The sequence below is a fragment of the Limibacterium fermenti genome (assembly GCF_041902845.1).
Classification (GTDB): domain Bacteria; phylum Bacteroidota; class Bacteroidia; order Bacteroidales; family Dysgonomonadaceae; genus Limibacterium; species Limibacterium fermenti.
On record NZ_CP159486.1, the window covers coordinates 3,530,129 to 3,549,083 of the forward strand.

Annotated in this window: 10 protein-coding genes; all 10 read left to right on the plus strand. The window is 46.6% G+C overall.

The genetic code is table 11. The features are described 5' to 3' along the window. Window positions 1-114: 114 nt before the first annotated feature. The 10 genes from ABNK31_RS15275 to ABNK31_RS15320 all read left to right on the plus strand — a co-directional run bounded on the left by ABNK31_RS15275 (window position 115) and on the right by ABNK31_RS15320 (window position 18,891). Entirely contained in the window at window positions 115-528 is a 414-nt protein-coding gene (locus ABNK31_RS15275; RefSeq protein WP_418893314.1) for a hypothetical protein, read from the plus strand. Between the two features lie 57 nt (window positions 529-585). Then, complete coding sequence (locus tag ABNK31_RS15280) at window positions 586-2,478, plus strand: helix-turn-helix domain-containing protein (protein ID WP_418893315.1); 1,893 nt, start codon at window positions 586-588, stop codon at window positions 2,476-2,478. A gap of 255 nt (window positions 2,479-2,733) precedes the next feature. Continuing rightward, the gene (locus ABNK31_RS15285; protein WP_418893316.1) at window positions 2,734-6,078 is read left to right on the plus strand and encodes a SusC/RagA family TonB-linked outer membrane protein; all 3,345 of its coding nucleotides are present in this window, start codon (window positions 2,734-2,736) and stop codon (window positions 6,076-6,078) included. A 23-nt stretch (window positions 6,079-6,101) separates the two neighbouring features. Further along, window positions 6,102-7,523: a RagB/SusD family nutrient uptake outer membrane protein gene (locus ABNK31_RS15290; RefSeq protein ID WP_418895419.1), complete on the plus strand. Its 1,422-nt coding sequence runs from the start codon at window positions 6,102-6,104 to the stop codon at window positions 7,521-7,523. A 100-nt stretch (window positions 7,524-7,623) separates the two neighbouring features. After that, on the plus strand, window positions 7,624-8,793 hold the full coding sequence (locus tag ABNK31_RS15295) for a redoxin domain-containing protein (RefSeq protein ID WP_321579335.1): 1,170 nt from the start codon (window positions 7,624-7,626) through the stop codon (window positions 8,791-8,793). Window positions 8,794-9,062: 269 nt separating this feature from the next. After that, window positions 9,063-11,207: a ribonuclease R gene (gene rnr / locus ABNK31_RS15300; RefSeq protein WP_418893317.1), complete on the plus strand. Its 2,145-nt coding sequence runs from the start codon at window positions 9,063-9,065 to the stop codon at window positions 11,205-11,207. A 71-nt stretch (window positions 11,208-11,278) separates the two neighbouring features. Further along, the gene (locus tag ABNK31_RS15305) at window positions 11,279-12,169 is read left to right on the plus strand and encodes an AraC family transcriptional regulator (RefSeq protein WP_418895420.1); all 891 of its coding nucleotides are present in this window, start codon (window positions 11,279-11,281) and stop codon (window positions 12,167-12,169) included. A 340-nt stretch (window positions 12,170-12,509) separates the two neighbouring features. Continuing rightward, the gene (locus ABNK31_RS15310) at window positions 12,510-15,512 is read left to right on the plus strand and encodes a SusC/RagA family TonB-linked outer membrane protein (protein WP_418893318.1); all 3,003 of its coding nucleotides are present in this window, start codon (window positions 12,510-12,512) and stop codon (window positions 15,510-15,512) included. 25 nt (window positions 15,513-15,537) lie between these two features. Further along, entirely contained in the window at window positions 15,538-17,205 is a 1,668-nt protein-coding gene (locus ABNK31_RS15315) for a RagB/SusD family nutrient uptake outer membrane protein (protein ID WP_418893319.1), read from the plus strand. 15 nt (window positions 17,206-17,220) lie between these two features. Continuing rightward, the gene (locus ABNK31_RS15320) at window positions 17,221-18,891 is read left to right on the plus strand and encodes an IPT/TIG domain-containing protein (RefSeq protein WP_418893320.1); all 1,671 of its coding nucleotides are present in this window, start codon (window positions 17,221-17,223) and stop codon (window positions 18,889-18,891) included. Window positions 18,892-18,955: the final 64 nt, after the last annotated feature.

Below are 18,955 nucleotides of genomic sequence, written 5' to 3' on the forward strand. Positions count from 1 at the left end.
GTAGAGCCTTATGAACGGGTAAAGACTAACAGTTCCCATGCCTCTTTTTTTTAAATCATACCGACCTTGGGGAACGGCGAGGTAACGACCTGTATCGATTGAGGAAAAGAATGAATGACGATGAAAAAATATGCCGGGAAACCGAACCGGAAACAACCCGTTGAACCGCTGTTTCCACACACTTGCATTTACCGGACGCACTGCCCCCATTGCGGCGCGGAGGTAGATTATACGCTCGAAATGCAATACCACCAAAAACTCATTTGCCTGTCGTGCGGCAAAAACGTACCCAATCCGCTTTACGATCCCGCCGATCCGCACAATGTCCGTCGAAGAGCCCGCCGTGATTTCGGTTGGTTCATTACCGCAATGGCGTTGCTCGCGCTGCTATGGATAGCCCTCAGCTACATTTATCGCGATTACCCACCCAAGGCGAAACCGCATATCACTATCGACAGGGACGAATGGTTTGACAACCCTCGCGATTACCGCAAAAATCCGGACAGCATGCCTTGGCGCTCGAGGTAGGGGGAAGATGGCTATTTATCAAAAAAAATTTCTACCTTTGACCGTCAAGTCTGTAAAATGGATAGAAAAAAAAGAGATAGTCGTTTACGTAAGTTGTGTTGCAAATGGGCTCTTTTAGGAATCGGTCTTATTCTTATTTTCCCTTCTGCCCATGCCGGAAACAACCGCCATATAGAGCGTAAAATTTTAAAATTACTCGAGCTGGCGGAAGAATATGCCGATACATCCGGCCGGGAAGCGTTGTCGTATGCCGATTCGGCGCTGCTCTTGTCTCAAACGATCGATGCGCCGGAACTGACCATGGCTGCCTTAAAATATTTAACGATGGCCAATCTCCATATCGGAGACTACGACCGCTGCATAGACGTGTCCGATCAATTATTAAAAATGAGCCGCACCTATCGCCACGATACCTATAAAACGTATGCGTTTATCGGCTTAGGGCAGGCGAATATCATGCAAGACCGTTTTCCGGTGGCAAAGCAAAACCTCGATTCGGCTTATACCTTAGCCTCCGGAGCGAAGGATGACTTCGCCCTCTCTTCGGTATATAACGGACTGGGCATTTATCATATGAACGCCGATGCCAATTACTACCGGGCCATCTATTATTTACTGCAAGGGATAGAGGCCGCCGAACGCTCGGCTAACGAACGCCTCCATTCCCTGCTTTTGTGTAATTTGTCCGTCGTTTATTATTCCAAAAAAGATGTCGCCGGCTTATCGTATGCCCTCGAATGCTACCGGCGGGGACACGACCTGAATCAGTCGTACCTGATATTTATCGGGGCGAGCACGACGGCGTATTGCCTTTTCCTTCAGAAAAAATACGACGAAGCGCTTCGTTTTTTGCAAGAAGCGGAGCTATTGATGATCGAAAAAAAATATTTGAACCAAGCCAACGTATATGTTTTATTCGGACATATCGATTTTGAGAGGGGCTATCTCGACAAAGCAAAAGCGTATTATCAAAAAGCGCTCAACGAATCCGACCAGACCCAAACGTCGAATATCCTGGATGCTTATTTAGGACTGGGTAAAGTGGCCCTCCGGACAAAGCATTACGACCAGGCGCTTGCCTTCCTGCAAAAGGGCATCGATATCGCTTCCGTTAATAAAGACAATACCCAAACCCGGCGCGACTTGTATTACGCTTTATCACAATATTATCAAGAAACCGGCGCTTATTCCGACGCGCTCGAGGCGTTTAAGCTTTTCTTCCGGGAGCATGACAACATCTTCCATCAGGATAGAGAATATCATTTATCGGAATTGATGATGAAGTTTGAAGCGGAAAAAACAAAAAACTTATTAAAGGAACAGGATATCCTGCTCTTGAAAAAAGAACGCAAACTCCAAATCCTTTACATTGCTATTTTCATTATTCTCGTCGCCGGCATCCTGCTATATCTTTCAAACCGCCGCCGCAACAAGCGGTACATGGAGATTGTTCGCCGCAATTTCTATCAGGCCGAACAAGAAAAAGCGTTAAAAAAAACAAGCCCTTCCTCCGGGATATCCCCTCAAAGCGCAGAAAACATCCATCCTGAAAAATATGTTACGTCGGCCCTTTCCGAAGAGAAAAGCGCTGAACTCTATGCCAAACTGCATCAACTCATGACCGACGATAAATTGTATAAAGACAATATGCTCACCAAAGATAAATTAGCCGAAAAATTGAATACAAACCGGAGTTATTTATCGCAAGTAATTAATCACCACACCGGATTGTCGTATAATCATTATATCAACCGGCTCCGCATAGAAGAGGCCTTGCGCATCATTTCCGATCCGGAAGATGATACGCCTTTGAAAGCGATTGCCGTAGATACCGGCTTCAATACGTTGGGAACATTCTATAGCGCCTTTCAATCCATCGTCGGGATGCCTCCTTCCGCCTACCGCACAAAGATGCGTGAACTATTCTATAAAAACAATCACAAAGATTAAAAATAGACGCATTCAACGGGTTATCCTTTTACAAAATCGGAAATTGCCGTATTCCGAAAAAATAACAATCTATTATTTTTCGGGTATCCCTGCTTTCTATTATCACGGGTTAAAGGCTAAAATACAGACAGTTTATCAACAAAACGGGCGGCTCGCTTTCCGTACTTGTTTTCCGCATACCACATCAACGGTATTTTTATATTTTTCAAAATTGTTTAGTTTTGTTCCTCCTATCTTTATATAACGACAAAAATTATGAGTTCCAATTTTTTCCCCAACTTACATCCGGCCGGCAAACGGCTTGAAAGAAACTCCGACAGTTCCCATCAATCTGTGCATACGGCGTACGATGCATTCACAAACGGAAGAAACGCCAGAGAAAAGTTCATCCGGACGGTACTGGTTTTTATTTCGTTGTTTGTATGCGGAACGATGACCTATGCACAATCCACCGACCGAACCATCTACGGTATCGTCGTCGATGAAAACGGAGAACCGCTCCCCGCGGCCCGTGTGGAACAGGTAAGGCAAACCAAAGACGAAGCCCTAACGGCGGTCGTTACCGATATAAACGGACACTTCCGGTTAACGTTGCTCGGTACGGCCAAGGAAATAGAAGTTTCTTATTTAGGGTATGAAACGAAGAAGGTAAACCTGACCGACGCTGAAAGTTATAAAATAGACTTGCAACCGAACATCGAATTATTGAGCGAGGTTGTTGTCACCGGATATCAAACGATTTCCCGCGAGCGCGCTACCGGTTCTTTTGCCAAAGTTGATGCCAAGAAACTGGAAACGCAGCGGCTCAGCAACATCAGCTCCCTTATGGAAGGAAGAATAGCGGGTTACCGCGATGGGAGAATCCGGGGGGTTACAACGATGAACGGCGTATCGACTCCGCTCTATGTGATCGACGGATTTCCGGTAGAAAAAACCACCACTAAAGGATACGGATGGGAGGAAAGCATTCCGGATGTGAATATGGAAGATATCGAAAGCATTACCGTATTGAAAGATGCCGCGGCGGCGTCCATCTACGGGGCGCGTGCGGCCAACGGAGTGGTCGTTATCACCACAAAAAGAGCGAAGATGAACCGTTTGGATATTTCTTTCTCCGCTACGCTCACCACACAACCGTATAATTATTATACGGGGCATTTGGCCGATGCCGCCACCATGATCGGGCTGGAAAAAGAATGGGCAGCGATGAATCCGGAACTGCAAGGGTCTAAAGCAAAAGATTATGCGCAAAACTTATTGGACAATGCCGTTTATTCCGCACAAGGCATCCGGGCCATCTTGAATAACGCTGCCGGAAAAATAAGCCCGGAAGAAATGAACCGGACACTGGATGAACTGGCTTCGCAAGGATACCGGTATTATAACGATGTGGAAAAATACGGCAAAAGAAATCCTTTTTCGCAACAATACAACCTGAGCATCGGGAAAAGCAACGAGAGAAACACTTTCAATGCTTCTTTCTCTTATCGGCATAATAGCCTTGAAGACAGGTATTCGAACAACGAAAGTTTCGGTTTGAACATGCAAAACACCACCGGAATCACCTCCTGGTTGAGTATGGATCTGGGGACTTATTTGAATTACGGCGATGGCGCGACACAAAGTTACAGCGTGACCTCGCCGGGATATACTTATATGCCTTACAATACGCTCCTCAATGCGGACGGGAGTCCTTATACCAACACAGAAGCCGACCGTTACAGCAAATCGCAGCAGGGAACGCTTCGAGACAACGGCCTCTATCATCTCGATATCACTCCGCTGGAAGAAATGAAGATGAACCTGCAGAAGAACAAGGATTTCAGCAACCGGACTTTTGCCCGCCTGAATTTCAAACTCACCGATTGGCTGAAATACGCCGCTTCTTTCCAATACGAAGTGGGTGAATACAAAAGCGACCAACTGAAAGATAAAAGCTCCTACGAAGTACGCAATAAAGTAAATACTTTTGCTACGTCCAACAAAAATGCTCCGGCGACCTTTAACTTGCCCTACGGGAATATATATGCCACGGCAACCAACAGCAGCCGCGCGTACAATTTCCGCCAACAGTTCGATTTTCAGAAAACATTTGCCGGAGCGCATGACGTGACCGCCATCCTGGGTACGGAAACCCGGGAAAACAAACTGGAATATAACCGCCGTCATTTATATGATTACGACCCGGATCTCTTAACGTACAGTTTAATAAACGAACAATTATTGAGTAAAACCTCCGGCTTGTGGGGATGGGCTTCCTTCTCTAAAAACGATGTTTTCGTGACGCAGGAATTAGTGAACCGTTACGTTTCTTTCTATGGAAATGCGGCGTATACGTATGCCGGCAAATATATGGTTACGGGAAGTATCCGCTGGGATCGGACCAATTTGTTTGCGACCGGTTCCAAATATCAGAATAAACCCATCTGGTCGGCAGGAGCGGGATGGAATATCGATAAGGAAGACTTTTTTGAAGTGGACTTTGTCGATATGCTCAAGCTGCGTACCAGTTATGGCATCGGGGGCAACATCGCCAAGGATTCCGCCCCTTACATGACGGCCTATTACAGTTCCAATATTCATGTGGGCGGGATAAGCGGGTCGATCAGCAGCCGCCCGAATCCCGAACTCCGGTGGGAAAAAACAACGACCGCCAATATCGGGATTGATTTTGCCCTGCTCAAAAACCGCCTGACCGGGACGATCGAATATTACAACAAAAAGGGAGAAGACTTATTGGCCAACACAAACGGCGTCCCCACCGAAGGTTGGGGATACAGCACCTATACCATGAACAATGGAAAAATGAGAAACCGGGGGGTTGAACTCTCCTTATCGGGAGAAGTCTTTTCCACCAAAGACTGGAGTTGGAACGTAACGGGCGTTCTGGGCTACAATAAGAATAAAGTAACGTATGTCAATGTAAAAGCGCCGGCCTTATACCTGGTGTTCGATCATGCCGGCGCCTATCCCCGCGTTGGAAATCCTTTCAATGCCATCTACGGTTATCAATGGGCGGGCTTGAACGAAAAAGGACTGCCGCAGGTATACGATTCGGAAGGAACTCTTTTTTCCGAATCGGAACCGACCAAGATCGAGGATGCCGTATATCTGGGTACGACGATCCCCATCTATAACGGCGCCATCAACACGAACCTGCGCTATAAACAGTGGGAACTGGCCGCACAATTCCTCTTCGAAGGCGGGCATAAAATGCGGAACACCAATATTGCGTTCTTATCGGGAATGGTTCCGGTAAGCAAAAATATTGAAAAACGTTGGAGGCAACCCGGCGACGAGGCTCATACCGATATCCCGCGCTATGTGCCCTCGGAAAACCCCGATTACAACTCCTCCTCGAAAGAAATATATTCCAAATCCTCGGCCAACATTTTGGACGCCTCACACGGCCGTTTGAGAAATTTATCCCTCACCTATCGTGTTCCCGACGACTTCTCTCAGAAGTTCCATCTGAAAAATGTCCGGATCATGTTTGGGATGGAGAATGTATTCCTGATAGCCAAGAACCGAGACTCCAAATGGAGTTTGGGCGGTTATTCCAAACCGAATTATTTGTGTAGTATTAATGTGAATTTTTAAAGGAGAGTCGATATATGAAACGTATGAAAAAAAACAGCATTCTTCTCATCATGATCCTGGCATGCATCAGCCTGGGTTCGTGCGATGACTATTTAAACATTGTGCCTAAAGGAAAGAAGGTTCCCTCCACTTTGGCCGATTTTGAAGCGTTCTTACGGGATGAATACACCATCGGACAAACTCCGATCTACAATGCCCTTTACTTGTTGAACGACCAATATGTATGGAAATCAAGCCTCAATAATATGACGCTGACGCGCGCCAATTACCTGTGGGACGAGTCGGCCGACAGAATTACATTGAATAAGGCGGACGAAGGAACCTATTATCTCCTTTATGCCGCGATCTCGTCCTGCAATCTGATTTTGGAGAATGTCCCGACGGCCACCGAAGCGACCGATGCGCAACGCCGGGAAATAATGGCTTACGCAAAGGTAATCCGTTCGCTGTGCTATTTTGTCCTGGTCAACTACTATGCCGATACATATGAGGCGGCCACCGCAGCTACAACACCCGGCGTGCCTCTGATTACCAGTTCAATCATCAATGCCCCTTCCCGGCAGGTTACGGTGCAAGAGTTGTATGATTTTATTATACAGAATATCAAAGAGGCAATCGAGCAGGGGCTGCCCCAACAGTCCATGACCGTCATCCATCCCAACCTCGGTGCGGGATATGCTTTGTTGGCCCGGATATACCTGCAAATGGCAAACTATCCCGAAGCGTTACGGTATGCCGGGTTGGCATTGGCGCAAAAAGATGAATTGTATGACTGGAACGATTATTATAACCGCTACAGCGACATCATCGAAGATCCCGAAAAATTCGACAAATTACCGACTCCTACCGATTATGCCTATGTGGAAAACTATTATTTCCGTCACGGCAATGGGTCTCCGAATTATGCCACTGCTGAAATAACGATTCCTGTAGAACGCGCCGAACGCTTCGAGGAAGGGGATGCCCGTTTCCTTTCGCGTTGGAAACGGCGCACCGTCAACCAGGACACCTATTATACAGGAATCGGATCGGGTTATTTCAACTGGGGCGGTTTGACAACCTGCGAGATGTACCTGATCAAAGCGGAATGCCTGGCCCGGCAAGCCGGAAACAATGACTTCTCCAAAGCCATGGATGCGTTGAACGCGGTACGCCGCACCCGGATTCGTCCGGATGTTTACCAACCGTTGCAGGCGACGACCGAAGCGGCCGCCATTGAGCTGATACGACGCACAAAAGACAATGAACTGATTTTTACAATTGTCCCGTTTGCCGATGCGCGGCGTTTCAATGCCGAAGGTACTTATGCCCGCACAATGACCAAGACGGTGGACGGAAAAACGTACACGTTGACTCCCGATTCCCATCTCTGGACAATGCCTTTCCCGGCAGGTGCAACTCAGAACCCGGGTAATGGAACGATTACTCAAAATGTACCGAAATAATGGAGTTAGGAACTATGAGTTAGGAACTATGAACTATGAGTTAGGAACTATGAACTATGAACTATGAAGTCATTAAATTATAAAATTAAACTAGTTGAATATGAAAAGTAAGTGGATTATGACGGCTCTTGTTGTAGGGCTGATGGCCGGATGTTCTTCGTCGCCGAAGTATACGTTAACCGGCAAATTAACCGGCATTGCCGACGGTACGGAAATCCTTCTGGTTCCCGGTGCGACGCATAAAGATGTATTGCCGGAAGACACGGCTGTCGTTCGCGACGGTACATTTAAATTTACGGGTGATGTGCCCGAACCGCGCTTTTATTATCTTCGGGTGAACGGCTATTACGGCGGGACTTCCTTGTTTATCGAAAACAGCAAGATAGAACTCACGGCCGACGTGAAGCTGGAGGATACGGACGGCAGGAAATGGGCCGGCTTCGAAAATGTGCAGGTCAAAGGGTCTCCTACACACGATTTGTATGTAGAAAAAATGAAATTTAAAGAAGAACTGAATGCCCAGTATAAAGCGTACATGGATGCCGGCGCGGACATTCTTTCACAGACCAATCAGGCGAAAGCCGAAAACAATCAATCCAAGATGGATTCGTTAGGGAAGACGGAAGCCGCATTAAAATTCCAAAGAGAGGAAAAAGCGTTTTTCGAAAATGTCAATTCTACTTATCAAAAAGCGTTTTCGGATAATAAGGATACTTGGTGGGGGCCTTTCCTCATGCTCAACGTGATGTCTTATTTTACCCCTGAGCAACAACCGTGGTTCGAACAGTTTTCCGATGAAGCTAAAAACAGTTATTACGGAAAAATCCTCCACGATCAACTTTACCCGAAGTCTTTTGTCGGTGAACAGGCGCCTGCTTTTTCCCTGACGGACGAGAAGGCCGAAAAGATTTCATTTGCCGAATTATCGAAAGGAAAAAAATACATCCTCATCGATTTCTGGGCTTCCTGGTGCGCTCCATGCCGGAAAGAAATTCCCAACTTAAAAAAGATTTACGCCGAATATGCCTCCCAAGGATTTGAAATCGTGAGCATATCCATCGATGACGACGCCGAAGCCTGGAAGAAAGCGATGGAAAAGGAACAAATGCAATGGCCCAATTTCCTGGATGCGGACAAATCATTAAGTAATCTGTTCAATATTAAAGCCATTCCGGCTTGCTTCCTTGTCGATGAAAAAGGACAGATTATTTTGGAAAATTTCAAAAGCGATGAATTGGAAAAGAATCTGAAAACATTCTTCAAGAGATAAGAATCCGTTTAAAATTGTTTCACGATTGGTTATTACGGGCTTGACCCGCAATCTTCTTCAATCTCTTTCAATCTTTTTCAATCTTTGCGAGCTTGACCCGCAAACCCCAACCGCCGGCTCCCGATCCCCGTATGGAGAGTCGACGGTTATTTATTTCTCTATTCTATCGCAACGGATTACATTTTTTTGTTTCTTTGTATCAACTAAAATCACGTTCTGTTGTTTTTAACCGTGAGGAATTACAACATCGAACATAGAAAGTAAAAAATATGAGCAAAAAAGAAACGGTTTCAAATCCCGTAAATAAACCTAAAAAGAAAGACCTCGCCGAGGGCGTCATTGGCTTCCTTACACAAAATAAAGATAAACAATTCAATTATAAACAGCTCTCCGCCGCTTTAAACGTGCGTGGCGAAGAGGCGCGCAAGGTGCTTGTAAAAGTCCTCGACAAACTGCGCGATGAAGATATGCTGCTCGAAACCTCGCGCGGCAGATATCGCATCAACGACCGCGGCCTCGTACTCGAAGGACGCTTTGAACGCCGCAGCAACGGGAAAAACTTTTTCGTCCCCGACGATGACGCCAACACGGTGTTCATTTCCGAACGCAACTCGAAGCACGCCATGAACGGCGACCGTGTGAAAGTGCAACTACTCGCCAAACGAAAGCGCGCCGATACCGAGGGCACGGTGATCGAAATCCTCCAACGGGCCAAAACGCGCTTCGTGGGCACGCTGCAATTGGATAAACATTTCGCCTTTGTGGTGCTCGACAGCAAGATTCTCGCGAACGACATCTTCATTCCTCAAGACGCCCTCAACGGCGGCAAGAATGGAGACAAAGTAGTCGCAGAGATCATCGAATGGCCCGAAAAAGTCAATAACCCCGTGGGTCGGGTCATCGACATCCTCGGCAAGCCGGGCAACAACAACACCGAAATGCATGCCATTCTGGCGCAATATGACCTCCCCTTCCGCTATCCCGAAAATGTAGAGAAATTCGCCGCGCTTATTCCCGATAAAATATCGGAGAAGGAAATCGCGGCGCGCGAAGACCTCCGCGAGGTGTTTACCATGACCATCGACCCGAAGGATGCGAAAGATTTCGACGATGCCTTGTCGCTCCGCCAACTATCGCCCACGACATGGGAGGTCGGCGTGCATATCGCCGATGTGACGCATTACGTAAAGCCGGGCGACCTGATCGATACCGAGGCCGAAAAACGGGCGACATCGGTCTATTTGGTCGACCGCACCATTCCCATGCTGCCGGAACGCCTCAGCAACGAACTTTGCTCGCTTCGCCCGCATGAAGACAAACTCTGTTTTTCCGCCATCTTCACGCTCAACGATAAAGCCGAAGTGAAAAAGTCACGCATCGCCCGCACGGTCATTCACTCCAATAGCCGCCTCACCTACGAAGACGCTCAGGCCGTCATCGAAACAGGCAAAGGCGATTTTTCTTCGGAGATACTCACTCTCAACAATCTGGCAAAGCAACTCCGCAGCCGGCGTTTCGCCCACGGCGCCATCAACTTCGAACGCTATGAAGTCAAATTCAATCTCGATGAAAACGGCAAACCGTTAGGGGTGTATTTCAAAGAATCGAAGGAGTCGAACCACCTGATCGAGGAATTCATGCTGCTGGCCAACCGCACCGTAGCGGAAACCATCGGAAAAGTACCCAAAGGACGGCACGCCAAAACATTCGTTTACCGTATACACGATGTGCCGGATCCCGAAAAGCTCGACACCTTAAATACATTCATTCTGCGCTTCGGCCATAAAATCAAAACGGAAGGTTCGAAGGTAGAAGTCGCCAAGAGTATCAATTCACTGCTCGATAAAATACAGGGGCGTCCCGAAGAAAACCTGGTGGAAACCATCGCCATCCGCACCATGTCGAAAGCGGTTTATTCGACCAAAAACGTAGGCCATTACGGGTTGGCGTTCGATTACTACACGCATTTCACCTCTCCCATCCGCCGTTATCCCGATATGCTGGTGCATCGGCTGTTGGAAAAATATCTCGAAGGGGGGCGCAGCGTCGAACAGGCGCCGCTGGAAGAAGAGTGCAAGCATTGCTCCAACATGGAACAACTGGCTGCCAACGCCGAGCGCGACTCCATCAAATATAAACAAGTGGAATTTATGTCGGACAAACTCGGAAAGGTTTACGACGGCGTGGTATCGGGCGTCACCGAATGGGGATTGTATGTCGAAATCAACGAAAACAAATGCGAGGGAATGATTCCTATCCGCGAACTCGACGACGACTTTTACGAACTCGATGAGAAGAACTACCGGTTGGTAGGCCGACGCAAAAAACGCGAGTACCGCCTTGGTCAAGCGGTTACAATACAAGTTGCCCGGGCGAATCTCGAACGCAGACAGTTGGATTTCACGTTCGCCTAATGCATCATCCGACCCGGGAGCGCCGCCGCCGGGCGCCCCCCCTCGGTCAAAACGAACAGCAGAGAGCTAAAATGAATATGCACTCCAATTATATCATACATGAGATAACGCCTTTGTCCGACAAGGATTGTTTTTATATTGCCGACCGGAGAAAGACCGAGTTCACCTATCCGCTACACTCGCATAACGAATGTGAGATCAATTACATCGAAAATGCCGAAGGGGTGCGGCGCATCGTGGGCGACTCCGTCGAAACTATCGGTAAATATGACTTGACTCTTATTACGGGCGAGGAGTTAGAGCATGTATGGGAGCAACATGAATGTCAGTCGAAAGACATTCGTGAAATTACCATTCAATTTTCGCAAGACCTGTTTTTCGGCAATTTCCTTCATAAGAATCAATTCGCAAGCATCCGGAAAATGCTCGACAATGGCCGCAAAGGAATCAACTTCCCGATGAATACCATTATGAAAGTCTATCCGATGATCGACTCGCTGTCGAGTGAAGAGTCGGGATTTCATGCGGTCATCAAGTTCCTGAACATCCTTTACGAGCTTTCTCTCTGCGACAATTACCGGACGTTGGCCAGTTCCTCGTTCGCCCAAATCGATGACGGCTCCGACAGTCGCCGTGTGCGCAAAATATATCAATACATCAATACCCATTACAAAAAAGAAATCCGCCTGGACGAATTGTCCGACCAGATCGGTATGACTCCGGTCGCCTTCAGCCGTTTCTTCAAGTTACGATCGGGCAAAACCGTATCGGATTACATTATCGACATTCGTTTAGGCCACGCCACGCGTTTGCTGGCCGACACCACCAATTCGATCGCCGAAATTTGCTTCGATTGCGGGTTCAACAATCTATCCAACTTCAACCGGATATTTAAAAAAAGAAAGGGCTGCTCACCAAAAGAATTCCGCGAGAATTACCGGAAAAAGAAAATGATCATTTAGGATTGACCGTTCCCGATAGAAGGGAGGATGTCGTTTTGCGTTAAAATAATACCATTTCCCAACAAACTACATCTATTAATTGACTTCTACGCTTATTGAGCAACAAGTTTATTGTTAAATCTAAAACAAAAAGGCCAGCAATAAACGGCATTTTTTAGGAAACAATCCGTTTAATTTCCGCAAGTTAAAAAAGTACATATATAAGATAAAATAATACTTGAATATACGATTTCAAGCCACTACTTTTGTAACATATATGTAATATTTTTTTATTTATAATAGTTCACATTGTATGAAAAACATTAGTATGTTATGTATGGCTCTGTTAATGAGCTTCTCAATGATGGCACAACAACGCAGTGTAAGTGGCTCCGTAACGGACAGCAACGACAAATCTGCGATGATTGGAGTCAGTATCATGGAAAAAGGAACGACGAACGGTACTATAACGGACATCGACGGGAATTTTTCCTTGAATGTAACGACGGAAAATCCGATACTGGTTTTTTCGAGTATCGGGTATAAGACACAGGAAATCAACATCGGCGATCAAACCCATTTAACGGTTTTAATGAACCAAGACACCGAACAGTTAGACGAATTGGTGGTCGTGGGATACGGATCCATGCGCAAGAGCGACCTGACCGGATCGCTTTCTTCTCTGAAAAGCGATCAATTGACGAAACTGTCGGCGGTGGATGTCACGCAGGCTATTCAAGGGCGGGCTCCGGGTGTAAGTGTCGTCAACAACTCCGGCGAACCGGGCGCCGGAACCAAAATCCGCATCCGCGGAACGGGTAGCGTCAACAACTCCGACCCTTTATTTGTAGTCGACGGATTCCCGGTAAACGACATTAGTCACATTGCTCCTCAGGACATCGAGTCGATGGAAATTCTCAAGGATGCTTCCGCGGTAGCGATTTATGGTTCTCGTGGGGCAAACGGCGTAATATTGGTCAAAACGAAAAGCGGCGCTTTCGATAAGAAAACGCAAATCAATGTCAATGTATTTGCCGGAACGACACAAGCCACGAAGCAATTGCAGATGCTCAATGCGTCGGAATTTGCCACCCTGAAACTCGAATCGTATGCAAATGCAAATTTGACGCCCTCGCAAACTATGCAATCCATTCTTGACTATGCGATTCAGAACAATAGCGTCGGAACGAACTGGCAGGATGAAATCATGCGTACCGGAACGACGCAAAATTATAATCTGAATGTTTCCGGAGGATCCGAACGCAATAAGTATGATATCGGCGGAACGTACTCAAAAGAGGAAGGAATTATCAAAAACACCTACCTCGATAAATTTATGTTTCACTTAAATAATGAATACAAGTTGTATGACAATGTTCATATCGGCATCAACGCATCTTATACGACGTATCAAAAATCGGGAAATAACGGAGACTTTTATTCAGGCTCTCTGACATCGGCTTTAAAAGCCGACCCGGTATCGGCAGCTTGGGACTCTTATACCGATCAATTCGGCGAAATTTATTTTTCTTACGGGACAAATCCGGCGCTGTCGGCCTATGAAAATCAATTCAGAAAGACCTCCGAAGACCGCTTTATCGCCAACGCTTATCTGCAAATAGACGATATTCTGTTCAAAGGGTTATCTTTCAGAGCTCAATTCGGACAACACTTTGCTTACGGACTCTCCAAAAATTATTCTCCGCAATATTATATTACGGCAGATCAACAACGGAATCGAAGCGAATTAACGGAGAACAGAAGTCAAAACATTTATTGGAATACCAACGAATATTTCAGCTATGTAAACACTTTCGGCAAGCATAGCATCAATGCGACGCTCGGGATGGAAGCTCAAAAATCGAAATCGAACAATATCTTCGGGAAAGTATATGATGTTCCCCAAGATGCCGATTTACGATACCTGAGCATGTCGCCCAACAAGGAGAATTTGGAAGTATCGGGAAGCGGCGATCATAATGCTTTGTTGTCCGGTTTCTTCCGAATGAATTACAGCTTTGACGGAAGATATCTTTTCACCGGAACCTATCGTGCCGACGGCACTTCGAAATTCAAGAAGAAATGGGGCTATTTTCCTTCTTTCTCAGCAGGATGGAATATGTTGGAAGAAGCATTTATGGAAGATTTGAAAAGTAATTCCCCTCTTTCTCAATTGAAGCTTCGCGCAGGTTGGGGACATGTGGGAAATCAGGCAAGCGCCGGCAACTTCGACTATCTGACCCTTATGACAAACGGTTATACGGCAGTATTCGGCGGCTCGCAGGTGGATGGCGTCATCCAAGAGAAACTCGCCAACGAGGAACTATCGTGGGAAACGTCGGAACAATATAATATAGGACTCGATTACAGCCTATTCAACGGCGGATTATCGGGAAATATAGACTATTTCATCCGGAACACCAATGATATGATTCTCGATACGCCCATTCCTATTTATGCCGGTAAAGCGCGGCCGAAAACCAATGCCGGATCGGTTCAAAACAAGGGCGTGGAGTTCAGTATCAATTATGACACGACCTTAGGGAAAGATTTCTATTTAAATGCCGCTTTCAATATTTCGGCGATTAAAAATAAAGTCACTTCGTTGGGAGGAGGAGAACCCCTCTACGGCACCTACAGCAAAACCGAAGAAGGACGTGAAATCGCTTCGTTTTTCGGCTTGCAAACGGCAGGTATTTTCAAAACGGAGGAACAATTGAAAGCTCATACCTATATCAATGCAGGCGGCAATGAAATGCCGATACAACCGGACGCCAAACTGGGAGATGTCATTTTTGTCGACCGAAATAACGACGGGAAGATCGACGATAATGACCGCATTCACCTGGGCAGCCCCAATCCCGACTTTACGTATGGATTCTCTCTTTCGGCCGCTTACAAGGGATTTGACTTCAACGCCTTTATTCAGGGGTCGCAAGGAAATGAAATCGCGAATTACATGTATTCGGTATTATATAGTTCACACATGCGGGAATGGAGTAACTCAAAGGATATGATGAACCGATGGACTCCCGATAATCCGAATTCCGATTTACCGAGGGTCAATCAAAACGATAAAAACGAAAACGATCGCTTTTCCGACCGGTATATAGAAGACGGATCTTATCTTCGGTTAAAAACGTTACAGTTAGGCTATACACTACCGTCTCATCTTTCCAGGAAAATTCATTTAAGCAAGGCGCGTATTTATGTTTCCGCCGATAACCTCCTGACATTTACGAAATACTCCGGATATAATCCCGAAATGGGAGATTTGTGGAGCAGCCCGCTGAATGCCGGAGTCGACATGGCCAGCTATCCGACTCCGCGTGTGTTTACGGTTGGCTTGAATCTTAGTTTTTAAACACAACACCATTATTATTTCCATTATGAAAAAGATAATATATATTCTATCAATCGCCTTGTTTTTGGCTTCCTGTAATGATTTTCTCGACCTCAAACCGCAGGGACAGGAAAACAGCGGGAATTATATGAATACCGACGAAAATGCGATAAAAGTCATCAACAGTATTTACGACATCCTCTCGCAAACGGAAGGCCACGGGCCTGACGGCAATTGGATGGACCATCACTACGATTTTATGCTGGCGAGTATCGCCACCGACGATGCCGTAAAGGGAAGCAATCTTTCCGATATGGCGCCTCTTGTACAGATTGAAGATTTCAGCGCGCAGCAAGGCAACGGCATTGCAACGGCATTTTGGATTCACGGCTTCTGGGGAGTCTCCCGCTGTAATTATGCCGTTCAGAATCTTCCGGAATCGCCCATCTCGGAAGATCTGAAAAACAGGTTGCTGGGAGAGAGTTATTTTTTGAGGGCATACCATTACATTTATTTACTCCGTCATTTCGGAGGAGTCCCTTTATTCTCTCAACCGTTAAGTCCATCCGAATTCGGCAAGGTTTCGCGGGCAAGCATTCACGAAACGTTCGAATTCATCAACGCCGATTTGCAAAAAGCCATCGAATTGCTTCCGGAAAGGAGCGAATATGAAGCCTCGGATTTAGGGCGTGCCACGAAAGGCGCGGCAAAAGCCTTCCTTGCCAAATCTTTGATGTATCAGATCGGGATCGATAATGAAAACGCCCATACATGGGATGAAGTGTATGCGTTGACTTCAGATATAATCAATTCCGGGGAGTATAGCTTGGCAAGCAACTTCGCCACCTTATTTGAATATGAAAATAAAAACAGTTCCGAATCGATATTCGAAATACAAGCGGCGGAGGGCACGGCGATCGATCCGCCAAAATCGGTAGGAAATGCCTACCCGCTCTTCCAAGGCAATCGCGAAGAAAATGAAGGTGCGAACACCGGATGGGGGTTCCATAATCCGACGCAAGACCTTGTGAATGCATTCGATGCTTCTGACCCGCGCCTTTCGAGTACGGTTTACGGCATCGGGTTTAATAATGAAATATTGTATGGTGTGCAGATGAAGTTTAACCGGTCGGAGCAAGGCAGTAATTACCTGAACCGGAAAGCGGCAATTCCTTTTAAACCGTCCTTGGACAAAGCGGCGAACAAGAATATTATCGTGATGCGCTATGCCGATGTGCTGCTCATCCATGCCGAAGCGGCTTACCATAAGGGAAGCGAAGCCGAAGCACGGCAATACGTCAATATGGTAAGGGAGCGGGCGCGGAAAAGCTCTTATTGCAAAGGATATGTCAGCGGGAACCCCGAGGGATACACCCTGCCGGCAAGTACACCGAACATACCGAATGTCACGGCTTCGGGAACCGCATTGCTTGACGCCATCCTCAACGAACGCCGACTCGAATTGGCGATGGAATCGAATCGTATGTGGGACTTGATTCGCACCGGGAAGCTCATCGATGCGGTGTCGAAAGTGAAAGACTCCGACTTGATCGGAACGGAAAAAGATAGCAACGCCGAATATCGACATGAAGGAATTGCGGAAAGAATTAAGAACCACGCTTTCGTAGGGAAAGATAATAAATATATTCCGGTCCTTCCTATTCCGCTGGACGAAGTGCAAAACTGGAATATCGAACAAAATCCGAACTATTAAATTATCACGTAGGATATGCAAACAATAAAAACTATAAAAATACTCTGCGGTGTGCTTTTTATGATACTATGGACCGCATGTGATGAAAAGGATTTTTCCGAAGATTACGACATCAATTTGCCGGTATCGGAAATTGTGGATTTTAATCCCAAAACCGGGGCTGTGGGGAGTGAAGTAACGTTATATGGAGAAAATATGGATCTCGTAACGTCGGTATATATCGGAAATGCTTCCGGTACCATTATCAGTCAAGACGAAGAAAAACTGGTCTTTCAGGTACCCCGCACCGCCGAAGCCGGCGGCATTACGGTGAGAAATAACTATAAAAGGGAATTTTCTTCGGAAGAATCATTTATTCCTCACTATTTGGATGTAACCATCACTCAATGGCCGGCCGAAATCGAACGGGGACTGACCATCAAACTCCTCGGAGAGAATGTGGATATGATTCGTTCCGTCAAATTCGAGAACTTGCCATTAAGCAAATCGGCGGCAAACGAAACATCCGCCACGTATGCGACTTCCGGATTGACGTTACCGGCAAGCGGGAAATTAACCGTTACCACAAAGACCGGGCAAATTCTTACGTCGCCCGATATCAATGTGGTTGAACCGAAAGATACGTATGTTCCCGAACAGACTATTTTGCTCTGGGATTTCGAAACCGACCCGATAACCGCGGATGGCTGGGGTAGTTCTTCCTATACGGCAGAAGTCGTCAACAATGGATTCTTCGGAAAAGGATATCAAGTAAAAGCCGCCGCCGGAAATGGTTGGGATGGTTGCTATATCAAACTGACGTCCGATAACGGCGGAAAGGGATTTGATTTCTCGGCATTTAAAAAGCCCCATATCACGTTCCTTGTGAATACCAATGGTAAGAGCGGGTACATGAATCCGGCCATCACCATCGGAGGAACCGAATCGGACAAGCATTTTAAAGGACAATCCGGCGATGACCATAAGTTCACAACCAATGGATGGGAATGGCGTTCGTATGACTTGGAAGCAATGGGATGGACGGATATCAAAGGGAACGTAGATAAAATCGATCTTTGGTTCAGAGGAGGAAATGTATCCTCTGCCGAACCCTTCGATATTATAATCGACCAAGTGATGATTACCGACGGGCCGTTGAATCCGACTCTCATTTGGGATGCCGAAGCTCCTGCCGGCGGCGATTTGCCTATTGCCTTCAATGGCGGAGCAAATTTGACCGGCTACTATCAGGGCCAAAAGTACGTAACATACAATTATACCGTAGGTAGCGATCCTTGGGCATGGTTAGGGAATATCATGAGTGTGGATGTTCCGGGGCTCGATCCCGAAAAGTACAACAACGCGATGTACCTCAACTTTCTGGTAAACACCGGAGACAGTGAAGGATATGCCGGGTTCCAACTCCTTCAGGGCGATAATAAGCTGGCGAATCAGAAATTGGACGGTTCTTATGGTGATAACTATAAATTCGCGTCCACCAACAGCAAATGGGTGTGGCGCTCCATGCTTGTCAACATTTCCACATGGGATGTATGGGGAGGCTCGGCCGATGCGTTCAACCTTTCCCAATCCTTTAACTTCAGCGTGTACGCTCGTGGCGGAAACATTCAAAGCGGTACGAATGCCAAACTGAACATGGATTATTTCATTTTCACTTCCGTGCCGTTGGATACAACTAAAGAATAATGAATAGCATGATAGAAGAGGATGCCTTTTTAAAACAGGGCATGCCCTCTTCTATCTTTTTTGA